A 25,991-nucleotide genomic window follows, 5' to 3' on the forward strand; every position below is an offset into this window, starting at 1 on the left:
AAGGGGAAATTCGCTTGCCTCTCGGCTCCCTCTTCCAATCCATCTACACGAAAATGGTCGTCACCCTGCTCGTGGCGGTCCTTCCGTTTTATTTGATCGTGCTGCAGATCAACCGCTCCGACGCGACGGGCGTGCGGGACGGCGTCGCCGAATCCGTGCGCTCGCAGGCGCATTATTATTTGAGCAGCCTCGAGACCGAGCTGTCGCAGGTCATCAAGTTCCAGCAGCAGCTGTCGGCTTCGCCGGAGCTGGACACGCTCTCCAACGCCTCGGAAATCATGACCAACGAAGAGAAGCGGCAAGCCGTGCTGGCGATTCAACGCCAGCTCATTCAGCTCAAATCGATGAGCCAATATATTGCCGATACGACCGCTTACCTGCCCGACCTGGGCACGATGATTACGGCCAACCAGACGTACGGCGATATCTCGGACTCCGAGCGGGAATCGCTGCAGCGGTTCGTCCGGCCGTCCGCAGCGGCGCTGATCGAGGAGAAGGGCCGCCTTTATATTTGTTATTCCAATTCGTATCTGTTCGGCGTGGCGATTCCGTCCTTCGTGCTGACGATCGAGCTCGACCGGGAGCGTCTGGCGGCGGCCATGGACCGATTCAAGTACAACGGCGTCGGCATCGCCGCGCTGTTTGGCTCCGAGGACGGCTGGCGAATTGCTTCGGACGGAAGCGGGGAGGAGCGCGAGAGCCTGCTGCGGGCGGCGGATGCCGCGGGGGGCGTCGGGCAGACCACAGTCGAGACGCTGCACACCGAACAGGGAGACTATCTTCATTACAGCGAACGCTCGGCGTTTCTGGGCGCGACGTTCGCCGTGTTCGTCCCGGAGAAGGAAGTGCTGGGCAAGCTCAAGGCGAACCGGGACCGCATCCGCTACGTTTCCCTCGTCTCCCTGCTGATTATCGCCGTCGTATCCTATGTCGTTTACCGGCTTATCCATCATCCCCTGCGCAAAATGATCGTCGCGTTCCGCCAGGTCGGCAACGGCAACTTCGATGTATCGATCGAACGGAGCAGCAAGGACGAATTTGCTTATTTGTACCGCCATTTCAATCAGACGATCCGCAAGCTGCAGGAGCTTGTATACGAAGTGTACGAGCAGAAATACCGGACCCAGACCGCGGAGCTGAAGCAGCTGCAGTCGCAGATCAACCCGCACTTTCTTTACAACAGCTTTTTTACGATCTACCGGATGGCGAAATTCGGGGAGAACGACAACGTCGCTCAATTCTCGAAGTATTTGGGCGAATATTATCGCTTCATTACGCGCGACGGCGCGGAGGAGGTGACCGTGCAGGATGAGGTCGTTCATGCGCGGACGTATACGGACATCCAATTATTCCGGTTCCACGACCGGATTTCCGTGCGTTTCGGAGACGTGCCGGAGTCCCTCGCGCGAATGTCCGTTCCGCGGCTGACCCTTCAGCCGGTCATCGAGAATGCGTTCGTGCATGCCTTGGAAAAACGGGCCGAAGGCGGGCTGCTGGAAGTGTCGTTCTTCCTGACGGAGAAGGAGGCGGTCGTCGCAGTCGAGGACAACGGAACGGGACTGGACGATGCCGCTCTGGAGGCGCTGCGGCGCAAGCTGCAGACGGCCGGTCAAAGCGGGGAGACGACGGGTCTCGGCAACGTGCATCGCCGCTTGCGGCTTCGCTTCGGCGAGAAAGCCGGGCTTCGGCTCTCGCGCGGCGCTCTGGGAGGCCTGCGAGCGGAGATCGTATTCCCGCCGCCCCCCGAACAGGTAGAGATCGGAACAGAAAGTAGAAAGATTACGATTTAACGGCGTCCGCCGCGATTCTACAATAGAAACAGATGATCATCTAGACCATAACACAATCGAGGGGGACGCACTATGAAACGCAAAATGGGATACGGCCTGATCGCCGTCATGCTGCTGCTGAGCGCCTGCAGCTCTAACGGCGGCGGAGGGGAGGCGACGGGAAGCGCAGCGCCGTCCGGTTCTCAAGCTTCGGCTCCGAGCGAGTCCGGCTCGCCGGCAGCGACGGGAGAAGCCCAAGACCCGCTGGGCAAGTACGAAACGCCGATCGAAGTGACGACGGCCCGTAGTCTGGGGAGTACCGTAACGTTCGCCGAAGGCGAGTCGCTGGACAACAACGTATGGTATCGGGGCTATCAGGAAGATCTCGGCATCGTGCTGAAAAACGAGTGGACCGTGCCGGAAGGCCAGTACGGGCAGAAAATGAACGTCTCCATCGCATCGGGCAACATTCCCGACATCGTGACGGTCGATCTGACCCAACTGCAGAAGCTGATCGAGTCGGACATGATCATGGATTTGACCGACGTCTTCGAGCAGTACGCATCCGAGCTGACGAAGACGACGCTGTCGATGGACGGCGGCGTCGGCTGGACGGCCGCCACGTTCGGCGGCAAGAAGATGGCGCTGCCCTCCACCGCTTCCGTCATCGACGGCACCCAGATGATCTGGATTCGCGAGGATTGGCTGAAGAAGGTCGGCATGGACGCGCCGAAAACGATCGACGACGTATGGAACATTGCCGACGCGTTCGTCAAGCAAAAGCCGGGCGGCCAGGCGAAAACGTACGGTCTCGGACTGGGCAAGGACATTTATTCCGGGTATGGCGGCATCGGCGGATTGGCGTACGGCTTCAAGGCGTATCCGAAGGCATGGGTGGCCGGAGCGGACGGCAAGCTGGCGTACGGCTCCGTCCAGCCGGAGATGAAGGCGGCGCTGGCCAAGCTGCAGGAGATGTTCAAGGCCGGGCTGATCGATCCCGAGTTCGGCGTCTACGACGCCAACAAGGTGAACGAGTTGATTACTTCCGGACAGATCGGCCTGTTCTACGGACAGCACTGGAACGCGTTCTGGCCGCTGCCGGACGGCTTCAAGAACGACCCGGAAGCGAACTGGATGCCTTATCCGATCGCCTCGGCCGACGGCTCGCCGGCCAGCTCGCTCGCGGGCAACGGCGCCGTCTTCTTCTACGCGGTGAAGAAAGGGGCCAAAAACCCCGAAGCGCTTGTCAAACTGCTGAACTACAGCCTGGAGAAGCAGTACGGCCCGAACGGACGCGACAAGCGGTTCTTCAATAACGAGGACACGAATATGAACTTGTACGCTTACGCTGCGGTTACGGCCCAGGACCCGCTGCAGAACATCAACATCTACCGCGGGGTCAAGCAGGCGCTGGAAAGCAAGAGCGATGCCGGTCTTTCGTTCGACGCCAAAGACAACTACGAGAGCATCAACAAGTACTTGGCCGGGGACGAAGCGTTCTGGGGCAGCTACAAATGGTCGGGCCCGGAAGGGGCGCTCAGCGTGGAGGACGCATACGACAACAACGGGCAGGTGACGTTGAACGGCTTCCTCGGAGCGCCTACGGAGACGATGCTGAAGAAGGGCTCCACGCTCGATACGCTCGAGCTGGAGACATTCACCAAAATCATTTTGAACGCCGCATCGATCGATACGTTCGATACGTTCGTCGCCAACTGGAACAAGCTCGGCGGGGAAGAGATCACCAACGAAGTGAACGAGTGGGCGGCATCCAAATAAGCCGAAGGGAGGGGGCGATCCCCTCCTTTTCTTTCCCGCGCAACGATAGGAGGTACGGAATTTGAAGATCCGCGAAAAGCAAGGCGGCGAAGCTTCGCTGCACCTGATGCTGCTGCCCGGCGTCCTGTTCGTGCTCGCGTTCTGCTATTACCCGATGACGGGCATTGCGATTGCCTTCGAGCATTTTATTCCGACCAAGGGCTTCTTCCGTTCGGAATGGGTCGGTCTGGAGCATTTCCGCTATTTGTTTCAACTGCCGAACTTCGGGTCGGTGCTGCGCAACACCGTCTGGATCGCGACGATGAAAATCGTCCTGGGGCTGGTCGTGCCGATTCTGTTCGCGCTGCTGCTGAACGAAGTGCGCCGGACGGCGTTTAAGCGTTCGGTCCAAACGATGGTCTATTTGCCCCATTTCCTATCGTGGGTCATTCTGGGCGGCGTGCTGATCGATATTTTGTCGCCGTCCTCGGGCATCGTCAATTCCTTTCTCGGGTATTTCGGCCTTGGGCCCGTTTTTTTCCTGGGGGATGAGAAATGGTTCCCTTACGTGCTGGTCGTCTCCGACATTTGGAAGGAGTTCGGCTTCTCGACGATCGTGTTTCTCGCCGCCATCACCTCGATCAATCCGACCTTGTACGAAGCCGCGGTCATGGACGGAGCGGGCCGGATCAAGCAGACGATCCACGTCACGCTGCCGGGAATGATGCCGATCATCGTGCTGATGCTGACGCTTAGCCTCGGCAACGTTCTGAACGCGGGCTTCGACCAGGTGTTCAATTTGTACAGTCCTCAAGTGTACAGCACGGGGGATATTATCGATACGCTCGTCTATCGAATCGGGCTCGTCGACGCGCAGTACAGCCTGGCAACCGCAGTCGGTCTGTTCAAATCGGTCATTTCGTTAATCCTGATTACGATTTCCTACACGCTTGCCTACCGGCTGGCGAACTACCGAATTTTCTAAACGAAGAAGGGATACGGATGATCTACAAAAACGCATTCGGAAGACGAGCCTTCGATTGGACGAACTACGTCTTCCTTGGCGGAGCCGCGCTGCTGTGCTTGCTGCCGCTCATCCACGTGCTCGCGGTCTCGTTCAGCGCCAGCTCCGCCGCCACGGCCGGCTTCGTGAAGCTGTGGCCCGTCGATTTTACGTTGGCCTCGTACAAGTACGCCCTGAACAAGCCGCAATTCATCGACAGCTTCCTCGTGTCGCTGGAGAGGGTCGCGCTGGGGGCCTTCATTAACATGACGCTGACGGTGCTTATCGCTTACCCGCTGTCCAAGGAAAGGCGTCAGTTCCGATGGCGTTCGGTATACGCCTGGTTTTTCGTCGTGACGATTCTGTTCTCCGGCGGTCTGATCCCCGTGTTCATGGTCGTCAAGCAGCTCGGCTTGCTCGATTCGATCTGGGCGCTTGTTCTGCCGGGAGCCGTTCCCGTCTTTAACGTCATTTTGCTGCTTAACTTTATGCGCTCGCAGCCAAAGGAACTGTACGAGGCGGCCTTCGTGGACGGAGCCGGACATTGGTCGGTGCTATGGCGGATCGCCGTTCCGCTGGCGAAGCCCGCGCTCGCCACGCTGCTGCTGTTTATCTGCGTCGGCCATTGGAATTCCTGGTTCGACGGGTTGATCTATATGAACAAGCCGGAGCATTTTCCGCTGCAGACGTATTTGCAGTCGGTTGTCATTAACCGCGATCCAAGCCTGATGACGACGACCGAGGAACTGAAGACGCTGTCGCAAATTTCCGACCAGACGACGAAGGCGGCGCAGATTTTCCTGGCCGCGCTGCCGATTCTGCTGCTGTATCCGTTTCTTCAGAAGCATTTTATTCAGGGGATCACGCTGGGCAGCGTGAAGGAGTAAGGCTGGACGGCAATAGGGACGGCGAGAAATAGCTGGATTAGAAAGGGGAATCCCGAGTGAAAACGAAAACGGAAGTGGCCGTATATTATTTTCCGAACTATCATCCCGATGCGCGCAACGACAAGTGGCATGGCCGGGGGTGGACCGAATGGGAGCTGGTGAAGCGGGCGGAGCCCCGATTCGAGGGCCATGCGCAGCCTAAGGTGCCGCTCTGGGGGTATGAGGACGAATCCGATCCGCAGGCGATGGCGCGAAAAATCGACGCTGCGGCGGACCACGGCATCGATTGCTTTATTTTCGACTGGTATTGGTACGAAGACGGTCCGTACCTGCAGCGGGGGCTGGAGGAAGGATTTCTGCAGGCGGGCAACATGGACCGGCTGAAATTTTCGCTTATGTGGGCGAATCACGACTGGATCGACATTCACCCGCTGACCCGGGCGCTGCAGCCGGCGACGCTCGCCTCCGGCAAGGTGTCTGAGCAGGCGTTCGTCGCGGCGACCGAGCATATGATCGAGCGTTATTTTCGCCATCCGTCCTACTGGAGAGTCGGGGGCGGGTTGTACTTCTCGATCTACGAGCTAATGAACCTTGTCGAAGGTTTGGGCGGCTTGGACGAGACGAAGCGGATTCTCGGCGAATTCCGCGAACGCGTGCGCCAAGCGGACTTGGGCGAGCTGCATCTGAACGCGGTCGTCTGGGGCGTGCAGATTTTGCCGGGGGAGAAGCGCATCGACAATCCGAACGAGCTGCTCGACCTGCTCGGCTTCGATTCGGTCACCTCGTACGTATGGCTTCATCACGTCGGCCTTCCGGAGTTTCCGCAATCGGACTATGGAGCATGGCGGGACGAAGCCGTCGCCAAAATGTCCGATCTGGCGGACGAGTTTCAGCTGCCTTATTTTCCGAACGTCACGATGGGCTGGGACACGAGTCCGCGCACGGTGCAGTCGGACAAGTACGAGCCGATCGGCTACCAGTACATGGCCACGGTCGGGGGCAATACGCCCGCGGAATTTGAAACGGCGCTCCGACAGACCAAGGCGCTGGCGGAACAGAAAAGCGGCGGCTTGAACATCGTCACGATCAATGCCTGGAACGAATGGACGGAGGGCAGCTATCTGGAGCCGGACACGGTTAATGGCTTTGGTTATTTGGAGGCGATCAGGTCGGTTTTTGGGCGGAAGTAGGTTCGGGTTGCGCGGGCTTGAAGTCGTCGCCGGTCTGAGGGGCCAAGGGCGGCAATGCCCTCCTCTTCGAATTCGATTGACTGATCAAGAGCCGTCGGGGGAGCCCCCGGCGGCTCTTGGGCGATTAAGGAGCGGCCGGCTTGATCGCGCGTTCGGCCGACATGCGTACGCCGACAAGCAGGCTGCGGGAGATGAGGCCGGCCATGTTCATGACCAGATTCAGGCGGGTGCTCTGCAGAGCCTGATAGCCGAGCAGCCCTCCGATGTTGACGATGCCGGACACGTGAATATCGCCGACCGGAGGCAGCTGCTTATTGACGCCCGCGCCCGGACGAAGCGGGCCGTCTCCGACCAGGACGGCTCCGATGCTGGCGGCCTGTCCGAGACAAGCGTCGACGCCGATGACGAACGGGTCTTCGAACCGCCCGTAGAGCTGGTCCATCGTAGACGCCAGATTCATCGCGTGAACGGGATTTTCCAGCGTGCCGAAAATCTCGAACTCGGGAGAGCGGTACTTGCCGAGCAGCGTGCCCGTCAGAGGACCGAGCGAATCGCCCGTGCAGCGGTCGGTTCCGATGCAGACGACAACGATCCGCCTGCACGGCGGAAGGAGATTGAAATACGAGCCGAAGCGGCTGGCAAGCCGCATGGAGGCGGCCGGATCGGTGTGGGTGACGTAGTGGCGGGTCATGGGCAGAATGGACATTCCTTCACCTCGTTAAGCGGGCATGATGATTATCGTAACGGTCAATGATCTAAATGATACATTATGTATCATAAAAAGGTTGTCGCTTTATCGCCCGGTTACGACGCAAGTTGCGCGATCGTTCGACAAGGCCCGTCCGCCGAAGAAAAACGGCGTTCCCGGAACGTCCGCTTCCTTGGGCGAATACCCTGCTATCAGTTCGAATGATGGAGGGTGGCTTAATGATTCCCGGATATGCCTATTTCGGGCAGGAGACGAAGTGCAAGCAGGTGCCGATTACGTTCCCGCCCCAGCACCAGGAACGTCAGCCCGGCCTCGAGTACAAAATGGTGCCCGCGCCGATCTCCGACAATCCCGCTTATCGGGGAAGCGGCAAATTGGCCGGCAAGGTCGCAATCATTACCGGCGGAGACAGCGGTATCGGGAGAGCCGTGGCGATCGCGTTCGCCAAGGAAGGCGCGGATGTGGCGATCGCCTACCTGTACGAGCGGGAGGATGCGGCGGCCACGCAGCGCATGGTCGCCCAATACGGCGGAAGATGCCTGCTGCTGGAGGGGGACCTGCGCCGGCCGGAGTTTTGCCGCGAAGTCGTGCGTCGAACGGTCGAATGCTACGGCAGGCTCGATATTTTGATCAACAATCAGGGCGTGCAGTTTCCGCAGACCAGCATTGCGGACATTTCCGATGCCCAGCTTGAGGATACGTTCCGGACGAACATTTTCCCGATGTTTTACCTGACGAAAGCCGCGCTTCCTCATCTATGCCCGGGAAGCGCCATCGTGAACACCGCTTCCGTCACCGCTTACGCGGGAGCGCCGCTGCTGGTGGACTATTCGGCGACGAAAGGGGCGATCGTATCCTTTACCCGCTCGCTTTCCCTGCAGCTGGTCAAATCGGGCATTCGCGTCAACGCGGTTGCCCCCGGACCGATCTGGACGCCGCTGATCGTCTCAAGCTATTCGGCCGAATACGTGAAGACGTTCGGACTCGAGACGCCGATGAAACGCGCCGGGCAGCCGTTCGAGCTGGCTCCGACCTACGTCTACCTGGCTTCTCACGACTCTTCCTACGTCACCGGCCAAGTGCTTCATGTCAACGGCGGAGTGATGACGGAGACGTAACAGCGCACCGCCCGCCGAGCCCTGCAATTCCCGAATCGTTCTATTGTGCCGTATTCATGAGCAAGCCGCGCCTGCTTCGCGGCTTTTCGGCGTGTCGCGGAGCAGGCGGTCGGCGGGCCGGCGATGAAGCGAACGGATTCACAGGCCATGGTTAATGCTGTAAACTAGGGGTGAAATGAAGCTGTGCGGGAGGGTGCCGATGAAATGGACGCTGAGGCTGGCGGCCGCTCTGTGGCTGGTTTTGCTCGTTGGCGAAGGAGTCGCGGGAGCGGCGGCCGAAAAGCCGGAAGCGGTGAACGGAGTGCTCGATCTGGAGGGCTACTCGTTCGAACGGGACGGCGCGCTCGCCTTAAATGGCGAATGGGAGCTTTACTGGCAGCGCTTGCTGGAGCCCGGAGCGTTCGCCGATGCGGCGCCGACGGGGTATGTCCGGGTGCCGGGCAGCTGGAAGGATCAGAAGCTGGACGGAGTTTCCCTGACCAATCAAAGCTTCGCGACCTACAGGCTTGTCGTGAGGCTGGATCCGGAAGAGGCGGCGGCTCCCGCAGACCGCCCGATCCTGTCGATGCGCATTCCCGGGGCCGCCTCGGCGTACAAGCTGTGGATTAACGGCAGGCAGGTCGCTTCGGTCGGCAAGGTCGGCGTCGATGCCGCGGAGATGAAGCCCGGCAACAATCCGACGATCGTCGCCTTTCCTCTCGAAGGACGCGAATTGGAGCTCGTATTGCAGGCGTCCAACTTCGTTCAGAGGAAGGGAGGGCTGTGGATTGCGCCGGTTCTGGGCGAGTATGAGCCGCTGCTGCAGGACGGCCGGGTTCGGATCGGCTACGAGCTTGCGATCTGCGGCGCCCTGCTCGTCATGGCCGTCTATCACGTCGGGTTTTATCTGTCCAGACGTAAGGAGCCGTCCGCGCTCTATTTTGCAGGAGTATGCCTAATGATCCTGCTTCGTACCCTGTCGGTAGGAGAAAGCTTGATCTACCGTCTGCTGCCGTGGCAGCTCGGCGTGAAGACGGAGTATGCTTCCGTCATTCTCGCCGCCCTGTTCTTCCTGCTGTTCGTGCGCCGGCTGTACCCGCGGGAGACGAGGGCCGGAATCGTTCGCCCGGCCGTGTGGACAAGCGTGGCGCTGACGGGACTGATCGCCGCTGCGCCGGCCTTGGTGTTCACGAAGGCGATGCTGTCGATCCAGCTGTTCGTCTTGGCGCTTCTGCTATACTGCGCATGGCTGCTCGTTCTGGCCGCCATGCGCGGCAGGGCCGGAACGGCGGCGAACTTGGCCGGGCTGCTCGTGCTCATCCTCTGCGTCGTTAACGACGTCGTCTATTACAATCGGCTCTTCGAGTCCCGCGACCTGTCCCCGCTGGGCATCGTGATGTTTTTGTTCGTGCAGGCTTTGAACCTGTCCCGCAGCTTCTCGGAAGCTTTCGCGAGCGCGGAACGCCTGTCCGAGGAATTGACCGGCGTCAACGCGCGGCTTGAGCGGCAGGTCGAGGAGCGTACCTCCGAGCTGCGCGAGGCCAACGGCAATCTCGTCGCCTCGAACCGGGAGCTGCTGCAGCTTCAGGAGTCGCGCAGACAGCTGCTGACGGACATCTCGCACGAGCTGGGGCATCCGCTCACGACGATCCAAGGCTACGTTCGGGCGATGATCGACGGCATCGAGCCCCGGAGAAGGGACGAGCATCTGCGCATCGTACAGGACAATACGCAGCTGTTGAACCGAATGTTCAAGGATTTGCTGGAGCTCGCCAAGATGGAGACGCACCAGATCGAATTCCGCTTTGCCGTAGTTCCCCTTGACGAGTATGTGGACCGGCTTTATCGGAAGTACGAGAGGGAGGTCGCGGAAGCGGGAATAAGGTTCGAGCGACGCCGGTTGCCCGTCGGCCCGGGAAGCGAAGCGTCCGAGCCGGCCGTCCGATTGGATATGTACAGGATGGAGCAGGCCTTCGTCAATCTGCTGTCCAACGCGAAGAAGCATACGCCCCCGGGAGGGACGATCCGGGTAACGACGGGCCGGGCCGAACCGTCCGGCGATTCCTGTCGGGCAGTCGTCCGGGTCGAGGATACCGGTTCGGGAATCGAGCCGGAGCATCATCGCCATTTGTTCGAACGGTTCTATAAGGCGAGGCGTGCCCATGGGGAGGCGGACAATTCCGGGACCGGCTTGGGGCTGGCCATCGTCAAGGGAATCGTGGAGGCGCACGGGGGGACAATCGAGGCGAGCAGCGTGCCGGGAGAAGGCAGCGCGTTCACGATCACGCTGCCGACGGCGGCTTATTCGGAGGACGGGGAGTGAAGGGCATGACCAAGGTCGTTCAGCGGGTGCTTGTCGTGGAGGATGCGCCGGAGGTTCGCCGCTTGCTGCGTTTGTATTTGGAAAACGACGGGTTCGAAGTGGCCGAAGCGGAGGACGGTGAGCAGGCGATCCGGCAGATGCGGGAGCAGGGCGCGGATTTGATTTTGCTGGACATTTTGCTGCCGGGAACGAGCGGAATCGACGTATGCCGGAGCATTCGCAGACTGTCGGCGGTGCCGATTATTTTCGTCAGCAGCATGAACGAGTCTCGCCACGTTATCGAAGGGCTGGAGAGCGGTGCGGACGATTATATTACGAAACCGTTCGATCCCCCTGTCGTGATCGCGAGAGTAAAGGCCGGACTCCGGCGGGCCGGGCCGTCCGCCGGAGCCGACGGCGGACGAACGCCCGGGGGCTTGTGGGAGCACGGCCGGATTCGGTTGGATCTGGACAGCTACGAACTTCGCGTAGACGGGCGGGTGGTCGAGCTGTACACGAAAGAACTGCAGCTGCTGCTGTTTTTTATCCACAACCCCAACCGCGTATTCCATGTCGAAGAGCTGTACAACAAAATCTGGGGCTGGGACAGCACCGGGGAATTGACGACCGTTATGGTCTATATCAGCAATTTGCGGAAAAAGATCGAGGAAAATCCGGCGAAGCCGCAATATATTCGGACGCTCCGCGGCTTCGGCTATAAATTTTGCGTGTAATCGGCATATTGGACGGATCCTGGGCTCCCGGGGAGGGGGCCTTTTCGTCATGCGGGCGGGCGCGTTTCCCGTTTTAAGTCGTTTTAAAGTTCGCGTGTTAGGATGGAGCGGGACGGCGAGAAAGCTGTCGAACTATGCGAACGGAGGAATGGACGGTGCATCGAAAACGGATTGCGCGCAGAGGGATCGCTGTGCTGATCGCGCTCTGTCTGTTGATCGCCCATGCGGAGACGACGGCCGCGGCATCGGCTGCGGGGCTTACCCAGGTTGCGGGCGGGCATTGGGCGGAACGTCAATTGGACGATTGGCTGCAGAAAGGACTGCTGCAAGGATACGGGGACGAATCGCTTAAACCGGACCAGCCGGTTACCCGCGCGGAGTTTATCGCGCTGACGAACCGGGCTTTCGGATTTGTCGAGGCATCGGACGCGCCATTTGCGGATCTTGCGGCGTCTCATTGGGCGTACGAGGAAATTCGCCGGGCCGTTAAAGCGGGATACATACGGGGAAATCCGGACAATACGGTCGGCGCCGATCGCGCCGTTACCCGCGCGGAAGCGGCCGTAGTCGCGTCGAGGCTGCTCGCATGGCCCGAACGAGACGGGGACGCGGCCGGCGAATACGCGGACCGCGAGGTTTGGCCTTCTTGGGCAAGGGGCGCGATCAACGCGGCGGTAGCCGAGGGGGTTATGCGGGGATATGCGGACAAGCGGTTTCGGCCTTATTGGCCGATTACCCGGGCGGAGGCGGTTGTTGTCTTAAGCCGGGCGTTGAATCTGAAGGAAAGCGTCCAGGAGGAAACGGGCGTTGTCGATCCCGGTGCCGAGCTTTCCGGAGGAGCGGGGGCGGGAGATTCGGACAGCGGCGGCGCCGGTCATGCCGGAGAAGGCGGAGGAGGAACCGGGAATACCGGCGAAGGGTCCGGCGGTGCCGGTCCGTCCAAAAGCCCGGAGCAGCTTGCGGATGAAGCCTTGTCCGCTTTGTCCATTGCGTATTCCCCCGGCGACAGCGCTTCTTCCGTGACCGGACCGCTGGGGCTGCCGACGGCGGGCGCCGCGGGCACGACGGTCTCCTGGACGTCCAGCCATCCGGCTGTCGTCGCAGCGGACGGCTCCGTCATTCGCCCGTCTCCGTCGTCGGGCAATCAGGCCGTAGAGCTGATCGCGTCCGTGACCTCGGGCTCCGTCACGAAGACGAGGACGTTTGCGGTGACGGTCCTGGCGCTTCCGGATACGACCGCGCCGCAGTGGGCCGTAACGCCGTATCTGGCCGAGACCGGAGCCGATACGATCGGAATCGGCTTCGAGACGGACGAAGACGCCGTCGTCCATTATTTGGCTCTGGACGCTTCCGAGGCGGAGCCGGATGCGGAACGGATTACCGGCGACGGCGCGGCGGCCTCGCTCCCCGCCCTTGCGGGACAAGCTCAGCTCGCGCGGATATCCGATCTGCTAACGAACAAAGAGTATCGCGTTTCATTGATCGCCGTCGATCAGGCCGGCAACCGCTCCGAGGTCCGCCATGTTGTCGGCCGTACGCGCGCGCTGCCGGAAAAGACGGCCGTGGACGATACGTCGATCACGATCCGTTGGATTCCCGAGCCCGGCGCGGATACGAAGATTTACATTCAAGAAAGTGCATCGGCAAGCGAGCGAATCGCCGATTACACGGAAACGGCCGTCGGAGGGTATGTAGAAGCGGTCGTTACGGGAGAAGCGGGCGTTCCGCTGCAGTTTGGCGTCAAATATGCGCTCAGAATCGAGACGGAGAAGGACGGCGTCGTCGTTCAATCGACGACGCTTACGGCAGCGCCGGGTTTCTGGGACGGAAGCGGGACGGCGGACGATCCTTATTTGCTGACGACGGCCGCTCATCTGAACAATGTGCGCAGCAAGCTTGACAGTAGCTTTAAGCTTGCCGGCGACATCGATCTTGACGTATTCCCGTACAATGCCGGCGAAGGCTGGATGCCGATTGGGGCGTTCGATCTATTCGGGGATACGGCGGCGACGAGCTTTACCGGCACGTTCGACGGAGCCGGATTCGCCGTCTCAAATCTGTATATGAACCGCACGAAATCCATTTCCGCGCTGTTCGCGCAAATACAAGGCTCCGCCGAGCTGAAGAACGTACGGCTGGAAAACGTCGATATTACGGGCGATACGTATGTCGGGGCGTTGGTGGCGATCCAGAGGCAGGGAACGATTCGCGGCGTTCACGCGACGGGCGCCGTCCGGGCGGCAAGAGCCGACGATACGAATTCCGCCGGCGGGCTGGTCGGATCGCAGTGGGCCGGGCTTATCGCGGACAGCTCGTTCGCCGGCGAGGTCGTCGGCAGCGGCTATTATGTCGGCGGACTGGTCGGATATCGCGACGGGGGCACGATTTCCGGCAGCTACTCGACCGCGGAGACGAGCGGAGCGGCGGCTGTCGGCGGACTCGTCGGCTACGGCGAAGGCGGGACGCTCATCGACAGCTATGCGACCGGGAGCGTCCATGGCGCGATGTATTCCGGCGGACTGGTCGGGTACAACGACGGGCAGACCGTCTCGACCAGCTATGCCGTCGGCGAAGCGGACGCGCTGCCCGACAACGGCGGGCTGATCGGTTATTATGTGGCCGGAACGATTGTTTCCAGCTATTACAACAACGGCAATGCGCAGCCGCAACCGGCGGGAGCGTTCGGCCATGCGCCAGCGGAGCTGCGGCTTTCGGATACGTTTGCCGGGTGGCTCTTCGGCCCGGGCGGGGCCTGGTCCATCGATCCGGCGAATCCGTCCCATCCGTATCCTTACTTGAATAACAATCCTCCGCGAGAGTAACGTATCGAACCAGAGGGGCGCCGGCGACGAAGTCGCCAAGGCGCCCGTTTTATTTTGCGCCGGCCTCGAAATTTTTTTCCCCCGACAGCAAACTTTCCGCTTTTTCGCCGGGTAATACTTGTAGTGAGCGTTCAAAAAATTCGGTTTTCAGCACCGAGGCTGGTCGTTCGCCTTACGGCGAACTGCTCGCCCATGCATCCTGGAAGGTTGGATGAAGACCGTTGATGAGGAACGTAGTAAAGCGTAGTGGAAGCTACGTGAGCACCGGAAGAGACGGCTGAATTCAAGATTCGATGTCGAGTATGCATCCTGGGATGCTTCGTGATCAAAATCGGATTTTTTGAACAACCGCTTATAGAACAGCAGGAAAGAGGGGATTCGAGTGGACATTCGGTTGATCGAACGCATTCTCCAGGGAGACCGCAACGCGTTTCGGTCGCTGTACGACGAATATTTCGATTATGCGATGCGCACCGCCAAGCTCGTGACGAAAAACGGGGAGTGGGCGAAGGACGCGGTGCAGGAAACGTTCCTCCGGGTATACCGGAACGTCTGGCAGTACGACTGGAGCAAACCGTTTAAGCCATGGTTCTATTGTATTTTGCTCCGCGAATGCTACCGGGTGATGGAACGGGAGAAGAAGGTCGTGCCGTTCGGCGAGCAGCTTGAGAAAGTCGCCGTGGAGCAGAAGCTGCCCGAAGCCGCGGTGGACGTATACGAGGTGCTGCAGACGCTGGACGACCTGTACCGCATTCCGCTCATTTTGAAATATTTGCACGACTACAGCGAGAAGGAAATCGCCGATATGCTGGACGTGAACGTGAATACGCTGAAATCGCGCTTGCTCAAGGGACGGGAAAAGATGAAGAAAGGGCTGGGAGGCGAACGCTATGGAACGGAATCTTAAAGACAAGCTGCTGGAAAAAAGCCGTTACGCCGAGGGGACGAAAGAGGAGCTGTGGAGCCGGATCGAAACGATGCTGGACGAAGAGCCGGCGGCGCCGACGAGAATGGGGTCGCGGACGGCGAGAAAACGGACGAAGAGGAGCGATCGAACGATGAGAGCGCTGAAAATAACGATGGCAGTCGCCGTCGCTGTTATGGCATTCGGGGTATTTTTGGCGATGCCGGCGGGCACGGCTTTTATGAAGGATGTCAGAGAATGGTTTGCGCCGGAAAAGAAAGTCGAGGTCGAAGTGGAGGGCCAGAAGGAAGAGACGGACCAGAAGCTGCATCAGAACAAAGAGAGCAAATACGTCATCTATTATGACCAGGAGCGCTACAAGCTCGTTCAGGAGGACGGCAAGGACGTCATTACGACGAAGGAGCCGCTGCCCGAGCGTTATCCCGAAGTGTCGATGACGATCGAGCAAGTGAAAGACGAGAAGCCGGAGGAGCTGATCAAGCGGTTGAACGGGGAGCTGGCCGGCAAGTACGAGGACGTGCGCGAAGTCGAACAGGTGTCGGAGCCGGTGCAAGGCTACATGGTCCGGGCGCTGGCCGGGAAGGAATGGGACAGCGAGGTCGTCGTCATCTATGCCGTCGACAACGGGAAGCAGGGCAGCTTTGCGATTACGGAAAAATACTTTTTCGAAGCGTCCGAAGGGCACGGCGCCCGGTTCCACCAGATGCTGAAGGAGTTTAAGGTGCTGGACGAATAAACGGAGGAGGCGTAAAAGACTTCAGACAGTCGGGTTGAAAATAAAGAAACGGCGGTACGGGTCATCCGACCCGATACTGCCGTTTCTTTAGTTGGATATGCGATTTTGAAAAATGGGCCTTAGCTCGATTTGCGGCGGACGCTGCGGTTAAAGCCGAACCACAGCCCCATCGCGACAAGAGCGGCTCCCGACGCGTAATACGGAAGCGGGCTCGATTCGCCGGTCTTGGGCAGAACCCCGGGACCTCCGGGATGGGACGATCCCGGCTCCGGCTCGGGGTCCGCGCCGCCGAGCGGGATTTCTTCGCCCGGAATTTCCACCAGCTCTTCGCCCGGCTCCTCGGGCTCCGTCGACTGCCCAGGTTCTACGGGCTCCCCGGGTTCGGCCGGATGTCCGGGGATTTCCTCCGTCGGTTCGCCGGGATCGACCGGGGTTTCAGGATCTGCAGGGGCGGTCGGATCGACAGGCTCGCCTGGATTGCCTGGATTCCCGGGATTGCCCGGGATCGACGTTTTATTGTTCGCGATCGTCAGGACGAACGTTTTCGTCCCGTCAACGGTCGAGCTGTCGATGGTCACATCGTACAGCGCCCGATCGATCGTATACCCTTCCGGCGCTTTCGTCTCTTCCAACACATAGTCGCCGAACAGCAGATTGCCGAAGCGCAGCTCGCCCTTCTCGTCGGTCGTTCCGGCGCGCGGAGCGCGATTGCCCGATTTGTCGATCAGCGTAAACTCCGCTCCCGCCAGCGCTTTGGCCGGGTCGGCCGAGTCGACCTTGACGACCTGCAGCGCCCCGGTCTCGCCGCTTCCCGAGCCCGAGCCGGAGGAGGTGCGCACGACGATTTCCTCCATTTTTTCCCGCAGCTCCGTCGTCAGTCCGTCGCCTTCCAGATAGACGGTATTGCCGACTTTATCTTTATCGTTCGCTTGAATCAAAGAGCTGTACTTCAAAATGTACGGCTTGCTGATCGCTGCCTGGAACGCCAGCTCGAACGATTGCGCGCCGTCCGCGTCCGTCCGGATCTGCAGCGTGAAATCCTCGTCCTTCGTCAGCTCCCCGGCTTCGGCGATCGAGCCGTCGGACTTGACGGAGGTCGCGTACAGACGGAAGGAATCCGCCACCAGCTCCTGGTTCGGCGTCGGCTTGTCGACGATCTTCACGTTGGTCAAGTAGGACTGGCCCTCGTTGATCCGAATCGTCCAGTCGATCGATTTGCCGTTCTGGACGCCGAATTTGCCGACGTATTGCCCGCCGTTCGGCACGGTTATTTTGGCGTCCCACGTCGTCTTCTTGACGCCGCCGATCAGCAGGTCCGCATAGTTGTAAATTTCGCGTTCGATCAGCGAGCCTTCCAGCGTCGTCTTGAACGTCAGCCAGTATGCGGAGGATATTTCTCCGTTAAACAGAACGGTCAGGACGTTGTCGTTGTCCGCGGTCGGCAGCTCGACCGCATATTCGTCCGCGGGCACTTCGTCCGTCCCTTGCTGCACGCCTCCGTCGGGCTTCACCGTCACCGGGTACAGCTTCACGGTGCCGGGCGCCAGCTTCTGCCCCTGCAGCAGCTTGTCGGAGACGCTCGCCCCGGCAAGCTTGTCGCGATTGTAGTTGATCAGTACGGTCCATGTGATTTCCTTGGTCTGCGCGTTATAGGTGCCGGATTTGCCGCCGTTGTTTTTCGTGTTGCGGTTCAGGTCGAAATCGACTTCCGCGGTCGCTTCCTGCTCGCTGCCGTTCTCGTCCGTCCAGGTGACGACGGCTTTGTTGTTGATTCGTTTGCTCGCATCTTTTAACCACTGTACATCGAACTTCGTCTCGTAGCCGATCGTATACGCGTCCGCGACGTCGTGAGCGAATACGATAACGAAGCCTGCTTTCAGATCCGTATATACAAGCGTGTAATCCGTCCCGGCCGCCAGCTCTTGGCCCAGCGAATCTGTAATCTTCAGGCTGTCCGGGATCAGCTCGAGACCGCCGTTCGTGAACGAGTCCGCGATCTCGACGTTTTTCATCACGTAATGGCTGCCGTCCGGCTTCGTATCGGTATTGATTTTGATTTCCCATTTCGCCGTTTTTTCTTTGTAATTCGCCGACTTGTGAGATTTGACGATCGCGCCCTGCTTATGCCGCTGGCTGGCTTCGGCTTTGCCGCCGAGTCCGTCCGTCACGACGTTTTTGATCGTGTCTCCGACGGTAGGACGCGAAGAGGGCTGCGTCTGGTACTCAATCCTATACGACGAAGTCACGTCGCTCAGGAACTGCAGTTCGAAGCCGTCGGCGGTTTCCGCGAGCACGTACAAGCCCGGATCGGCCGCATCTCCGGTATCGCCCTGGAACACTTTGAACGAACCGGGCACCAGCTTCTGCGCGCTGCCGAACACGTCCTTCAGCCAGGCCAGGACTTGAGGGATCGAATCGCCGCTGAAGTTGTAGCGGATTGTCCAATCGATGATGCCCGAAGACGAATCGTAGCGTCCGACCGCTTTGTCCAGCCGTTTGCCGCGTTCAATCGTGACTGTGGCCGTCGCTTGCGCGTTCTCGATATCCGTTCCCGACAGCGTGGCCGTGTTGACGAACTTGCTCTGGCCGCCTGCGACGTCCGTGGAATATTCGATCCGGTACGCCCGATCGATCGGATGGGCGAACTTCAGCTCGAAGCGGTCATCGAACGCTTCCAGCGCGTAATCTTCCGGGCCCACTGGCGCGCCCTTAACCGTCGAGCCGTCCGCATTCACCTGCAGCCGGTACACGTTGACCGAATCGGCGATCAGCTTCAGCCCTTCCGGCATCGGGTCGGATACGGTCGCCTGTTCGATTTCCTCCAGCTTCTTGTTGATATCGATCGTCCAATCGATCCGGCTGTTGTCGGCCGCCGCGCGGCCCGTCTTGTCGATCGTCGCATCGACGTTCGGCTTTAAGACGACTACGACGGTCTGCAGGCCGTCCCGCACCGGTATGGGGATGACGACTTCCTCGCTGCCTTTGACGATTTCCACGCTGAACTCGGTCACGATCTTTAATCCGCCTTTAACGTTGGAGTGGTTCTCCACGTAATCGTTAAAGGTCATGACGACCCGCCCGCCGCGGTCGACCGTGAAGGAGCCGACCGTCTCGTCGCCGTTGGCCAGCGGCCCGTCAATCTCCGTATAGATGGCGAATTCCGAAGGCAGGTCGAACGCGAACGTATCTCCCGCCTTGTACCCGTGGCCGTTCGGCAGCTCCCATTCGAATTCCAGATGAACCGCGGAGCCGATCTCGAACCGGTAATCCGGATTGTACACCGCATCGATGACCGAGCCGTGCGCATCCTTCAGGGTCACCTTGGTCAGTATGTTGTCCTCGATGGCCGTCGCGGGCGCGGCGACGGTCTCTTCTCCCTCCGCGGCGTATAAAGCCGAGCCGCCGGCAAACACGTTAAAGATCAACAGAAATAAAATTCCCAATGCGTATATTCGCTTTTTCATTTCGGTACCGTGCTCCTTTTCTCTCTCTTTCTCTTCCAGCGGTTCTTGCACGGGCGTCGTCGCCATGGCGGCGACCGCTGCCGGTACATACGGAATGCGCCCGCCCTCCCTTCTTCGCACTCGAACGATTGTAATCCCGGTCACTGGTGTGCTGGTCGTTGTGCCCCAAGCTCCGCTGCTTGAGCCATTATAATGAATCGATCTGAATAAAAAATGAACAGCATCCAAATTTTGAGCATATTAGGCTCAAGTGGATGCCGTTCCTGTTGTAGGGTAAAGCCGAAATCATCTGCTCACGGAGCTAAAACAGCCTGCGCGCCGAGACGAATCTTTTTTTCCAGTTTTCGTCGAACTCGTCGAAGTGGACGCCTTTGTCTTTGGAAAAGGTGTGCAAAATCCGGTTGTCACCCGCGTAGATGCCGACGTGGCCGATGTCCAGCCCCCGCGCTCCGAAAAACAGCAGATCGCCGACGCGCAGCTCGTTCAGGCCGACCTCGCGGCCTTCCTTCGCCTGGTTGTACGAGACGCGGGGCAGATCGATGGACAGCACCTCCTCGAAGACGCGATGCACGAAGGAGGAGCAGTCGAACGTGTCGGTCTGTCCCAGCGCCGCGCCGAATTCGTAAGGCGTGCCCAGATACTGCCGGCCGAAGGCAATCAGCTCCTCGCCCTGAAGCTTGGCGAGCGTCGGGCTCTCGTAGTCGGTATACAGCGGTTTGGCCGAGACGAAGCCGATCCGATCGTCCTGCGTGCGCACTTCCAGCCATTTCGCGTCGATCTCGCGAAGTACCTGGATTTTCTCCCCCTTGGCCAACATGCCGCGGATCGGAGTGTCGGGGCCGCTGTCCGGCGCGGCCCGCAAATTGACGCCGTAGGCGACGGTATTGCCGTACTCCCGGACGGTGGAGATCGCGATGTCGTTGGCGTAGGCATGCCACTGCACGACGCTGCCGAGCGCCTCGCCGACGAAGCGGAGCGGCAGCATCGCCGTCCCGTTCACGACGATTCCGGGCCGGGGCAGCGGAAGCGTCTCTCCGTTCACCTCCGCCGTGGTATCCCCGATCCGGTAACGGAAGCGAAAGCCGTCCTTCTCGGCACTCACCGTCTGCGCGGCGTTCGACCAGCTCACCTTGGCGCGCTGCGCCTCGAAGATCGCGCGCATCGGCACGAGCGTCGAACCTCCGACAACGATCGGGTCGGCGGCCAGCGCCAGTTTTTTTCCGTCTATGTATATATCCGGCGCGCCTCCCGGGGCCGCATGCGCGGGCAGCGCTTGTCCGAGCAGCAGGCCCAGCAGGGCGGCTGCCGCCGCGATTCTGGTTCTCATATTGCCGTCCTTCTCCTTTCGTCGCAACCTCTAACAGTTGGACGCGGGAGAAGGCGGCTGGTTGTGTGGAAAATGATGGAGACGGTCGTCTTGAACGCCCTTGCCTAGCGTCGGCTCCGTTTAGGACAGCGGGATCGGGAAGGCGCATCCCGCCGCTCGTCGCCGCTGCGCATCATACGGCGCTCGTCAGAGAAAAGGCGCTGCAGGGCAGGCGGCGCTCCAGAGATTGCGCGAGCACCTGCGCGAATACCGGCTCGCCGGTTGTGGGGATGACCCAGACCGTCATTTCGGATACGCTGGAACCGGGAAGACGATATTCGCCGGACAGCGGCAGCGGCGCGCGGATTAGAGTCTCCTGCTCATGGGCGATCTCCAGGCGGATTTGCCCGTGTACCTGGAACAGATGGCTGAATTCGGTCGATTCGGCGGCGGTCCAGCGGATCGACTCGATCCGTTCCACCGAGAACCGGCGCTCCTCGCCTTGCGCGTCGGCCAACCGGATGCGGTCCAGGCACAAGTTTCTTTCGCCCAGCTGGCACATGGCGAGCTCGAAGGCTTTTGTTTTGCTGGCGGCTCTGATCCGCAGGGCGAACGCGACGGTTAAGACGGCATGATTCGGGTGGGTGTTTCTCATCATGTTTACGGCTTCTTGCTCCTTCTGCAAGTGAATTTTCATACGGTTTTCATCATACCGGGTACGGGGAAAAAACGGTGTTGGATCTTCGGGGGCGAATCGGATTATTTTGCTCGAACGGAGTCGGTTGAGATCGATTGAAGGAAAAAGTGGATTTGAATTTAAATAATCATATATAATTAAATATATTGAAATTTTATTTCTAGATAAATTGAATCCGAATGGCAACAAAGAGAGACCCCGTGAACGGGAAAAAGAGCAGGGCTTTGCCGCGAGTTTAGGCTTGGGGCAGCACACCGAATGAGCGCAGGGGGCTGGCGATGAGGATGAACGAAAAGGGGAACGTATACGGCAGGCGCTGCCAAGAGGACGGAGCGCGCGAAGGCGCGGAGGATGTCCGTTACGCGGTAGGATTAATGTCGGGCACGTCGGTGGACGGCATCGATGCGGCGGCGATCGAAATTCGGGAAGGGGAGGCCGGGGAACGGCCGCGGATTCGGCTGCTGAGCTTCGGGAACACCCCGTATCCGGCGGACGTGAGGGAAGAAATTTTCGCGCTGTTCGAGCCGTCTGCCGCGACGGTCGACCGGGTCGGGCGCTTAAACGTGCTGCTGGGCGAGCTCTACGCGGAGGCGGCGTTGTCGGCAATCCGGCAGGCCGGCTTGGCGCCGGAGGAGGTTGAGGTCGTCGGCTCGCACGGCCAGACGATTTACCATGCGCCTCAACCGTTCACGAGCCATGGCTGCGATTTGCGCTATACGGTGCAGATCGGAGAGGGAGCGGTCATCGCCGCCCGAACGGGAATTCCTTGCGTATCGGACTTCCGCGTCGCGGATATGGCCTGGGGCGGACAGGGCGCGCCGCTGGTTCCTTTTACGGAATATTTGCTGTATCGGGAGCCGCGGCGGACGCTGCTGCTGCAAAATATCGGCGGCATCGGGAACGTAACAGTGCTGCCGGCGGCTTGTACGCCCGAAGAGGTGTACGCCTTCGACACCGGGCCGGGCAATATGCTGATCGACGGCGTCGTCGCGCGGCTGTTTCCGGGCATGTCGATGGACGTCGGCGGCGCGATCGCCCGGGAAGGACGCGTCGACGCGGAGCTGCTCGAGCGGCTGCGAGGGGAGCCGTATTACGGGCTGCCGCTGCCGAAATCGACCGGACGCGAGCTGTTCGGCGCGGCGTACGTCGACAAGCTGCTTGCCTGGCGGGAGGAACGCGGCATATCGGCGGGCGATCTTGCCGCCACGGTGACGCGGCTGACGGCCTGGTCGATCGGGGATGCTTATCGGCGTTTCATCCGGCCGAAGCATACGGCGGACGCGATGATCGTCGGCGGGGGCGGAAGCTACAATCGGACGCTGATCGGCATGCTGAAGGAAGAGCTGGAGCCGATGGGCGTCGAGGTGCTGACCCAGGAGGACATCGGCCTGAGCAGCGACGCCAAGGAGGCGGTCGCCTTCGCCCTGCTCGCGGACTACGCCTTGGCCGGCAGGCCGAACAGCTTGCCGGGAGTGACGGGAGCGAAGAGAGCCGCGGTGCTTGGCAAAATCTCTTACTAGAGGTGGACGAAAATGATACGCAATGGAATCGATTGCATCGACGATTACGCTCATTTGCTGGCGGGCAAGAGGCTGGGGCTGATTACGTCGCCGACCGGCCTGACCGCCGGGCTGGAATCCACGATCCGCGTGCTGCACGAGAAGTTCGAGCTGGCCGCGCTGTTCTCGCCCGAGCACGGCGTGCGCGGCGACCGCCACGCGGGCGCGTTGGTAGACGATTATGAAGACCCGCTTACCGGCGTTCCGGTCTACAGCTTGTACCGCGGCGATTCCAAGCGGCTGACTCCGGAGATGCTGGATAAGGTGGACGCGGTCGTGTACGATATTCAGGACGTCGGCGTGCGCTATTATACGTTTATCTATACGATGCTCTACGCGATGGAGGACTGCGCCAAAGCGAACAAACCGTTTGTCGTGCTGGACCGGATCAATCCGCTGGACGGCGTGACGGTGGAGGGCAACGCGCTGCGGCCCGAATATCGCTCGTTCGTCGGCAACTATTCGCTGTGCGTGCGCTACGGTTTGACGGCCGGAGAGGTGGCGGCGATGGTTAGCGCCGAGACGGGCTTGAACGCGCGGCTGAGCGTCGTGCGCTGCGAGGGCTGGGAGAGGGAGATGCTGTTCCCGGACACCGGCCGCGTCTGGGTTCCGCCTTCGCTTGGCGTGCCTCGTTTCGAGACGGCGCTGCTCTATTCCGGCACGTGCCTGTTCGAGGGAACGAACCTGTCGGAAGGCCGTGGCACAACCTCTCCGTTCGAGATCGTCGGCGCGCCGTTCGTTCGCGCGGAGGAGCTGGCCGAGGAGATGAACCGCAAGGCGCTGCCGGGCGTTCGCTTCCGTCCGGTCTATTTCAAGCCGACGTTCTCCAAGCATACCGGAGAGCTGTGCGCGGGCGTGCAGCTTCACGTAACGGACTTCCGGGCGCTGCGGCCGCTGGAGACCGGGGTTCGCTTGATGTACGAGCTGAGACGCCGGTACGGGCAATTTGAGTTTTTGCCTCCCGTGCGGGAGAACGGCAGGCCGTTCATCGATCTTCTCGGCGGCGATCGCTCGTATCGGGAAGAGATGGACGAGGAAGCGCTGCTGGAGCGGTTCCGCGAGGAGAGCCGCGCGTTCTCGAAGCGCAAGCAGGCGTATCATCTTTATTAAGAGGAGTGGCTGTGATTGAGATACGTGGCGGGAATGGACGGCGGCGGGACGAAAACGGCGCTGACGATCGCGAATGAACGGGGCGAAGCCGTTCATCGCTTCGTCTCCGGCCCGATCAACTTCAACGGTCAGGACGAGGCGAGCGTCCGCGGCAGCTTCGCGGAAATGTTCGCCGAGATCGGACGCGCATGCGGCGGGCTGGCGAACTGCGCGCGAATCTGCATCGGCGCGGCCGGCGTCAGCCATCCGACGGTTGTCGCGCGGATGACGGAGCTCGCCCGTTCGTGCGGCTACGAGGGCGAGCTGATCATCGTCGGAGACCATGAGACCGCGCTGCGCGGCGCGCACGAGAGCCCGCACGGCATGATCCTGATCGCGGGCACCGGCTCGATCTGCTTCGGCCGGAACGAAGCGGGAGCGGAGCATCGCGCCGGCGGCTGCGGCCACCTGATCGACGACGAAGGAAGCGGCTACAGCATCGGACGCGAGCTGCTGTCCGCCGTTGTCCGGGCCAACGACGGCCGCCTGCCGCCGACGGCGATTACGGCTCTGGTCTACGGGCGGCTGGGCATCGCTTCGGTTCGCCAGGCGATCGGATTCGCGCACGACAAGACGACGAACAAGAAGGACATCGCCGCTCTTGCCCCGCTGCTGTCGGAAGCATGCGCGCTGGGAGACGCGGCGGCTCTGGCGATCGTCCGCAAGAGCGCCGAAGCCTTGCGCGAGCTGGTCGCTCCCGTGGCGGAGAAGCTGGAGCTGCGCCGCGGCAATCTGGCTTTGGCCGGCGGCGTGCTGCTGTGCAGCGCCGAAGTGCGAACGGAGCTGACAGGGCTGCTGCAGCGGGATTATCCCGGGATGCAGGCGTACCCGGCCAAGCGGGATGCTGCCTGGGGAGCCGTGCTGACGGCGCTCGAATAATGCGCCAAACCCCTTCGTTCCCGCGGCAGTCGTCGCATCGGGCGAAGGGGTTTGGTTGTTAACGATCGCCGGATGGGGCCAGCGCTTCCCGGAGAACCTGCTCGACTTTGCTCAGATGCTCGGAGACGAGCTCGGTCGCGCGCTGCCTGTCGCCTTGTTCGATCGCTTCGAAGATCGTGCGATGCTCGTCCAGCAGGCGCGAGGCGGTCGCCTTCTCCCGGTAAAACCACAGCTCGCGCGTCTGGCGGATCGTGCCGGCGAAGCGGTCGGACAGCGATTCCATCAGCTGCACGAACAAAGAGTTGCCGGACGCCGCCGCGATCGCCATATGAAATTCCGCGTCGGCGCGCTCGCCCTCGGATGTGTCGTGGCGTTCGAGGCAGCTTTCCATCGTCTCGATCAGCTTGCGAAGCTTGGCCACGTCCTCGGGCTTTCGCCGCTCCGCGGCCAGCGACGCGGCCCCGATCTCCAGCGTCCGGCGCACCTCCAGCAGCTCGATCAGCGAGTCGGCTCCTTGGAACAGCCGTTCCGCGCCGTTTTTCGCTTCGTGCGGCAGCTCCTCTTTAACGAACGTACCGCCTCCGTGCCGCACGTCCAGCCAGCCCATCGCCTTAAGCGCGCTGGCCGCTTCCCGTATCGTGGACCGTCCGACGCCGTAAGCCTCCGCCAGCTCGACGACCGAGGGGAGGCGCTGTCCCGGCAGCCACTCTCCCTCGCGAATTCTTCGTAAAATATTTTCCGCAACGAGTTCATGCCCCTTGGGCGTTTCTATTTTCATCTGCCGCATATGCGAGCCTCCCGATCCGTCTCTATGTGAGCTACAGTTCCGTTTCTTCGCACTACCGCCCGGCTGTTTTGCCCCAAGGCACATTTTGTGCCTCCGAGCTTCGCGTCTCCGCTTAACCCGTCCACCCCGCCCATCCGTCCACCAATTTGCGGCATTAAAGCCGTCAACGCAACGTATTGTCTATACAATACTACAAAATTGAAATATAATGAACACAA

General features: G+C 60.6%; 19 protein-coding genes. 14 read left to right on the top strand and 5 right to left on the bottom strand.

Going from position 1 to position 25,991, the window contains the following annotated elements; translation table 11 throughout:
• Positions 1–14 precede the first annotated feature (14 nt).
• The 5 genes from ACFFT4_RS29225 to ACFFT4_RS29245 all read left to right on the top strand — a co-directional run bounded on the left by ACFFT4_RS29225 (position 15) and on the right by ACFFT4_RS29245 (position 6,607).
• Positions 15–1,790 (top strand): sensor histidine kinase, encoded by a 1,776-nt coding sequence (locus tag ACFFT4_RS29225; protein ID WP_378052661.1) that lies wholly within the window; start codon positions 15–17, stop codon positions 1,788–1,790.
• Positions 1,791–1,862: 72 nt separating this feature from the next.
• A complete protein-coding gene (locus ACFFT4_RS29230; protein WP_378052662.1) occupies positions 1,863–3,548 on the top strand; it encodes an extracellular solute-binding protein in 1,686 nt (561 codons plus the stop codon).
• A 106-nt stretch (positions 3,549–3,654) separates the two neighbouring features.
• Positions 3,655–4,512, top strand: coding sequence for an ABC transporter permease (locus tag ACFFT4_RS29235; RefSeq protein ID WP_378052828.1), 858 nt, complete (start codon positions 3,655–3,657; stop codon positions 4,510–4,512).
• A 17-nt stretch (positions 4,513–4,529) separates the two neighbouring features.
• On the top strand, positions 4,530–5,417 hold the full coding sequence (locus ACFFT4_RS29240; RefSeq protein ID WP_378052663.1) for a carbohydrate ABC transporter permease: 888 nt from the start codon (positions 4,530–4,532) through the stop codon (positions 5,415–5,417).
• 56 nt (positions 5,418–5,473) lie between these two features.
• Positions 5,474–6,607, top strand: coding sequence for a glycosyltransferase WbsX family protein (locus tag ACFFT4_RS29245; RefSeq protein WP_378052664.1), 1,134 nt, complete (start codon positions 5,474–5,476; stop codon positions 6,605–6,607).
• Between the two features lie 124 nt (positions 6,608–6,731).
• Here ACFFT4_RS29245 and yyaC read toward each other — a convergent pair whose 3' ends face one another.
• A complete protein-coding gene (yyaC, locus tag ACFFT4_RS29250) occupies positions 6,732–7,313 on the bottom strand; it encodes a spore protease YyaC (protein ID WP_378052665.1) in 582 nt (193 codons plus the stop codon).
• A gap of 221 nt (positions 7,314–7,534) precedes the next feature.
• Between yyaC and ACFFT4_RS29255 the strand changes: the two genes are divergently transcribed.
• From ACFFT4_RS29255 to ACFFT4_RS29280, 6 genes are all read left to right on the top strand, one after another.
• Entirely contained in the window at positions 7,535–8,434 is a 900-nt protein-coding gene (locus ACFFT4_RS29255; RefSeq protein ID WP_378052666.1) for an SDR family oxidoreductase, read from the top strand.
• Positions 8,435–8,633: 199 nt separating this feature from the next.
• Positions 8,634–10,736, top strand: a complete 2,103-nt coding sequence (locus tag ACFFT4_RS29260) for a sensor histidine kinase (protein ID WP_378052667.1) — start codon at positions 8,634–8,636, stop codon at positions 10,734–10,736.
• Between the two features lie 5 nt (positions 10,737–10,741).
• Positions 10,742–11,449 carry a response regulator transcription factor gene (locus ACFFT4_RS29265; protein WP_378052668.1) on the top strand — a complete coding sequence of 236 codons (708 nt, stop codon included), beginning with the start codon at positions 10,742–10,744 and terminating at the stop codon, positions 11,447–11,449.
• Positions 11,450–11,604: 155 nt separating this feature from the next.
• The gene (locus ACFFT4_RS29270) at positions 11,605–14,271 is read left to right on the top strand and encodes an S-layer homology domain-containing protein (RefSeq protein ID WP_378052669.1); all 2,667 of its coding nucleotides are present in this window, start codon (positions 11,605–11,607) and stop codon (positions 14,269–14,271) included.
• A 382-nt stretch (positions 14,272–14,653) separates the two neighbouring features.
• On the top strand, positions 14,654–15,178 hold the full coding sequence (locus ACFFT4_RS29275; protein WP_378052670.1) for an RNA polymerase sigma factor: 525 nt from the start codon (positions 14,654–14,656) through the stop codon (positions 15,176–15,178).
• Positions 15,162–15,932, top strand: coding sequence for an anti-sigma factor (locus ACFFT4_RS29280; RefSeq protein ID WP_378052671.1), 771 nt, complete (start codon positions 15,162–15,164; stop codon positions 15,930–15,932). Before ACFFT4_RS29275 ends, ACFFT4_RS29280 begins: the two co-directional genes overlap by 17 nt.
• A gap of 119 nt (positions 15,933–16,051) precedes the next feature.
• Here ACFFT4_RS29280 and ACFFT4_RS29285 read toward each other — a convergent pair whose 3' ends face one another.
• The 3 genes from ACFFT4_RS29285 to ACFFT4_RS29295 all read right to left on the bottom strand — a co-directional run bounded on the left by ACFFT4_RS29285 (position 16,052) and on the right by ACFFT4_RS29295 (position 21,399).
• Positions 16,052–19,396, bottom strand: coding sequence for a collagen binding domain-containing protein (locus ACFFT4_RS29285; protein ID WP_378052672.1), 3,345 nt, complete (start codon positions 19,394–19,396; stop codon positions 16,052–16,054).
• 301 nt (positions 19,397–19,697) lie between these two features.
• The gene (locus ACFFT4_RS29290; RefSeq protein WP_378052673.1) at positions 19,698–20,723 is read right to left on the bottom strand and encodes a C40 family peptidase; all 1,026 of its coding nucleotides are present in this window, start codon (positions 20,721–20,723) and stop codon (positions 19,698–19,700) included.
• 172 nt (positions 20,724–20,895) lie between these two features.
• The gene (locus tag ACFFT4_RS29295; protein WP_378052674.1) at positions 20,896–21,399 is read right to left on the bottom strand and encodes a hypothetical protein; all 504 of its coding nucleotides are present in this window, start codon (positions 21,397–21,399) and stop codon (positions 20,896–20,898) included.
• Between the two features lie 278 nt (positions 21,400–21,677).
• Here ACFFT4_RS29295 and ACFFT4_RS29300 point away from each other — a divergent pair, with 278 nt between their 5' ends.
• From ACFFT4_RS29300 to ACFFT4_RS29310, 3 genes are read left to right on the top strand one after another with little or no spacing between them, the layout of a single operon-like run.
• Positions 21,678–22,919: an anhydro-N-acetylmuramic acid kinase gene (locus ACFFT4_RS29300; protein ID WP_378052675.1), complete on the top strand. Its 1,242-nt coding sequence runs from the start codon at positions 21,678–21,680 to the stop codon at positions 22,917–22,919.
• A gap of 12 nt (positions 22,920–22,931) precedes the next feature.
• Positions 22,932–24,068, top strand: coding sequence for an exo-beta-N-acetylmuramidase NamZ family protein (locus tag ACFFT4_RS29305; RefSeq protein WP_378052676.1), 1,137 nt, complete (start codon positions 22,932–22,934; stop codon positions 24,066–24,068).
• 24 nt (positions 24,069–24,092) lie between these two features.
• Positions 24,093–24,986 (top strand): BadF/BadG/BcrA/BcrD ATPase family protein, encoded by an 894-nt coding sequence (locus tag ACFFT4_RS29310; RefSeq protein ID WP_378052829.1) that lies wholly within the window; start codon positions 24,093–24,095, stop codon positions 24,984–24,986.
• 58 nt (positions 24,987–25,044) lie between these two features.
• On the opposite strand, the gene ACFFT4_RS29315 is transcribed toward ACFFT4_RS29310, so the two are convergent.
• Complete coding sequence (locus ACFFT4_RS29315; RefSeq protein ID WP_378052677.1) at positions 25,045–25,773, bottom strand: FadR/GntR family transcriptional regulator; 729 nt, start codon at positions 25,771–25,773, stop codon at positions 25,045–25,047.
• Positions 25,774–25,991 lie beyond the last annotated feature (218 nt).

Origin of the sequence: Cohnella cellulosilytica (assembly GCF_042431195.1) — a bacterium.
Classification (GTDB): domain Bacteria; phylum Bacillota; class Bacilli; order Paenibacillales; family Paenibacillaceae; genus Cohnella; species Cohnella cellulosilytica.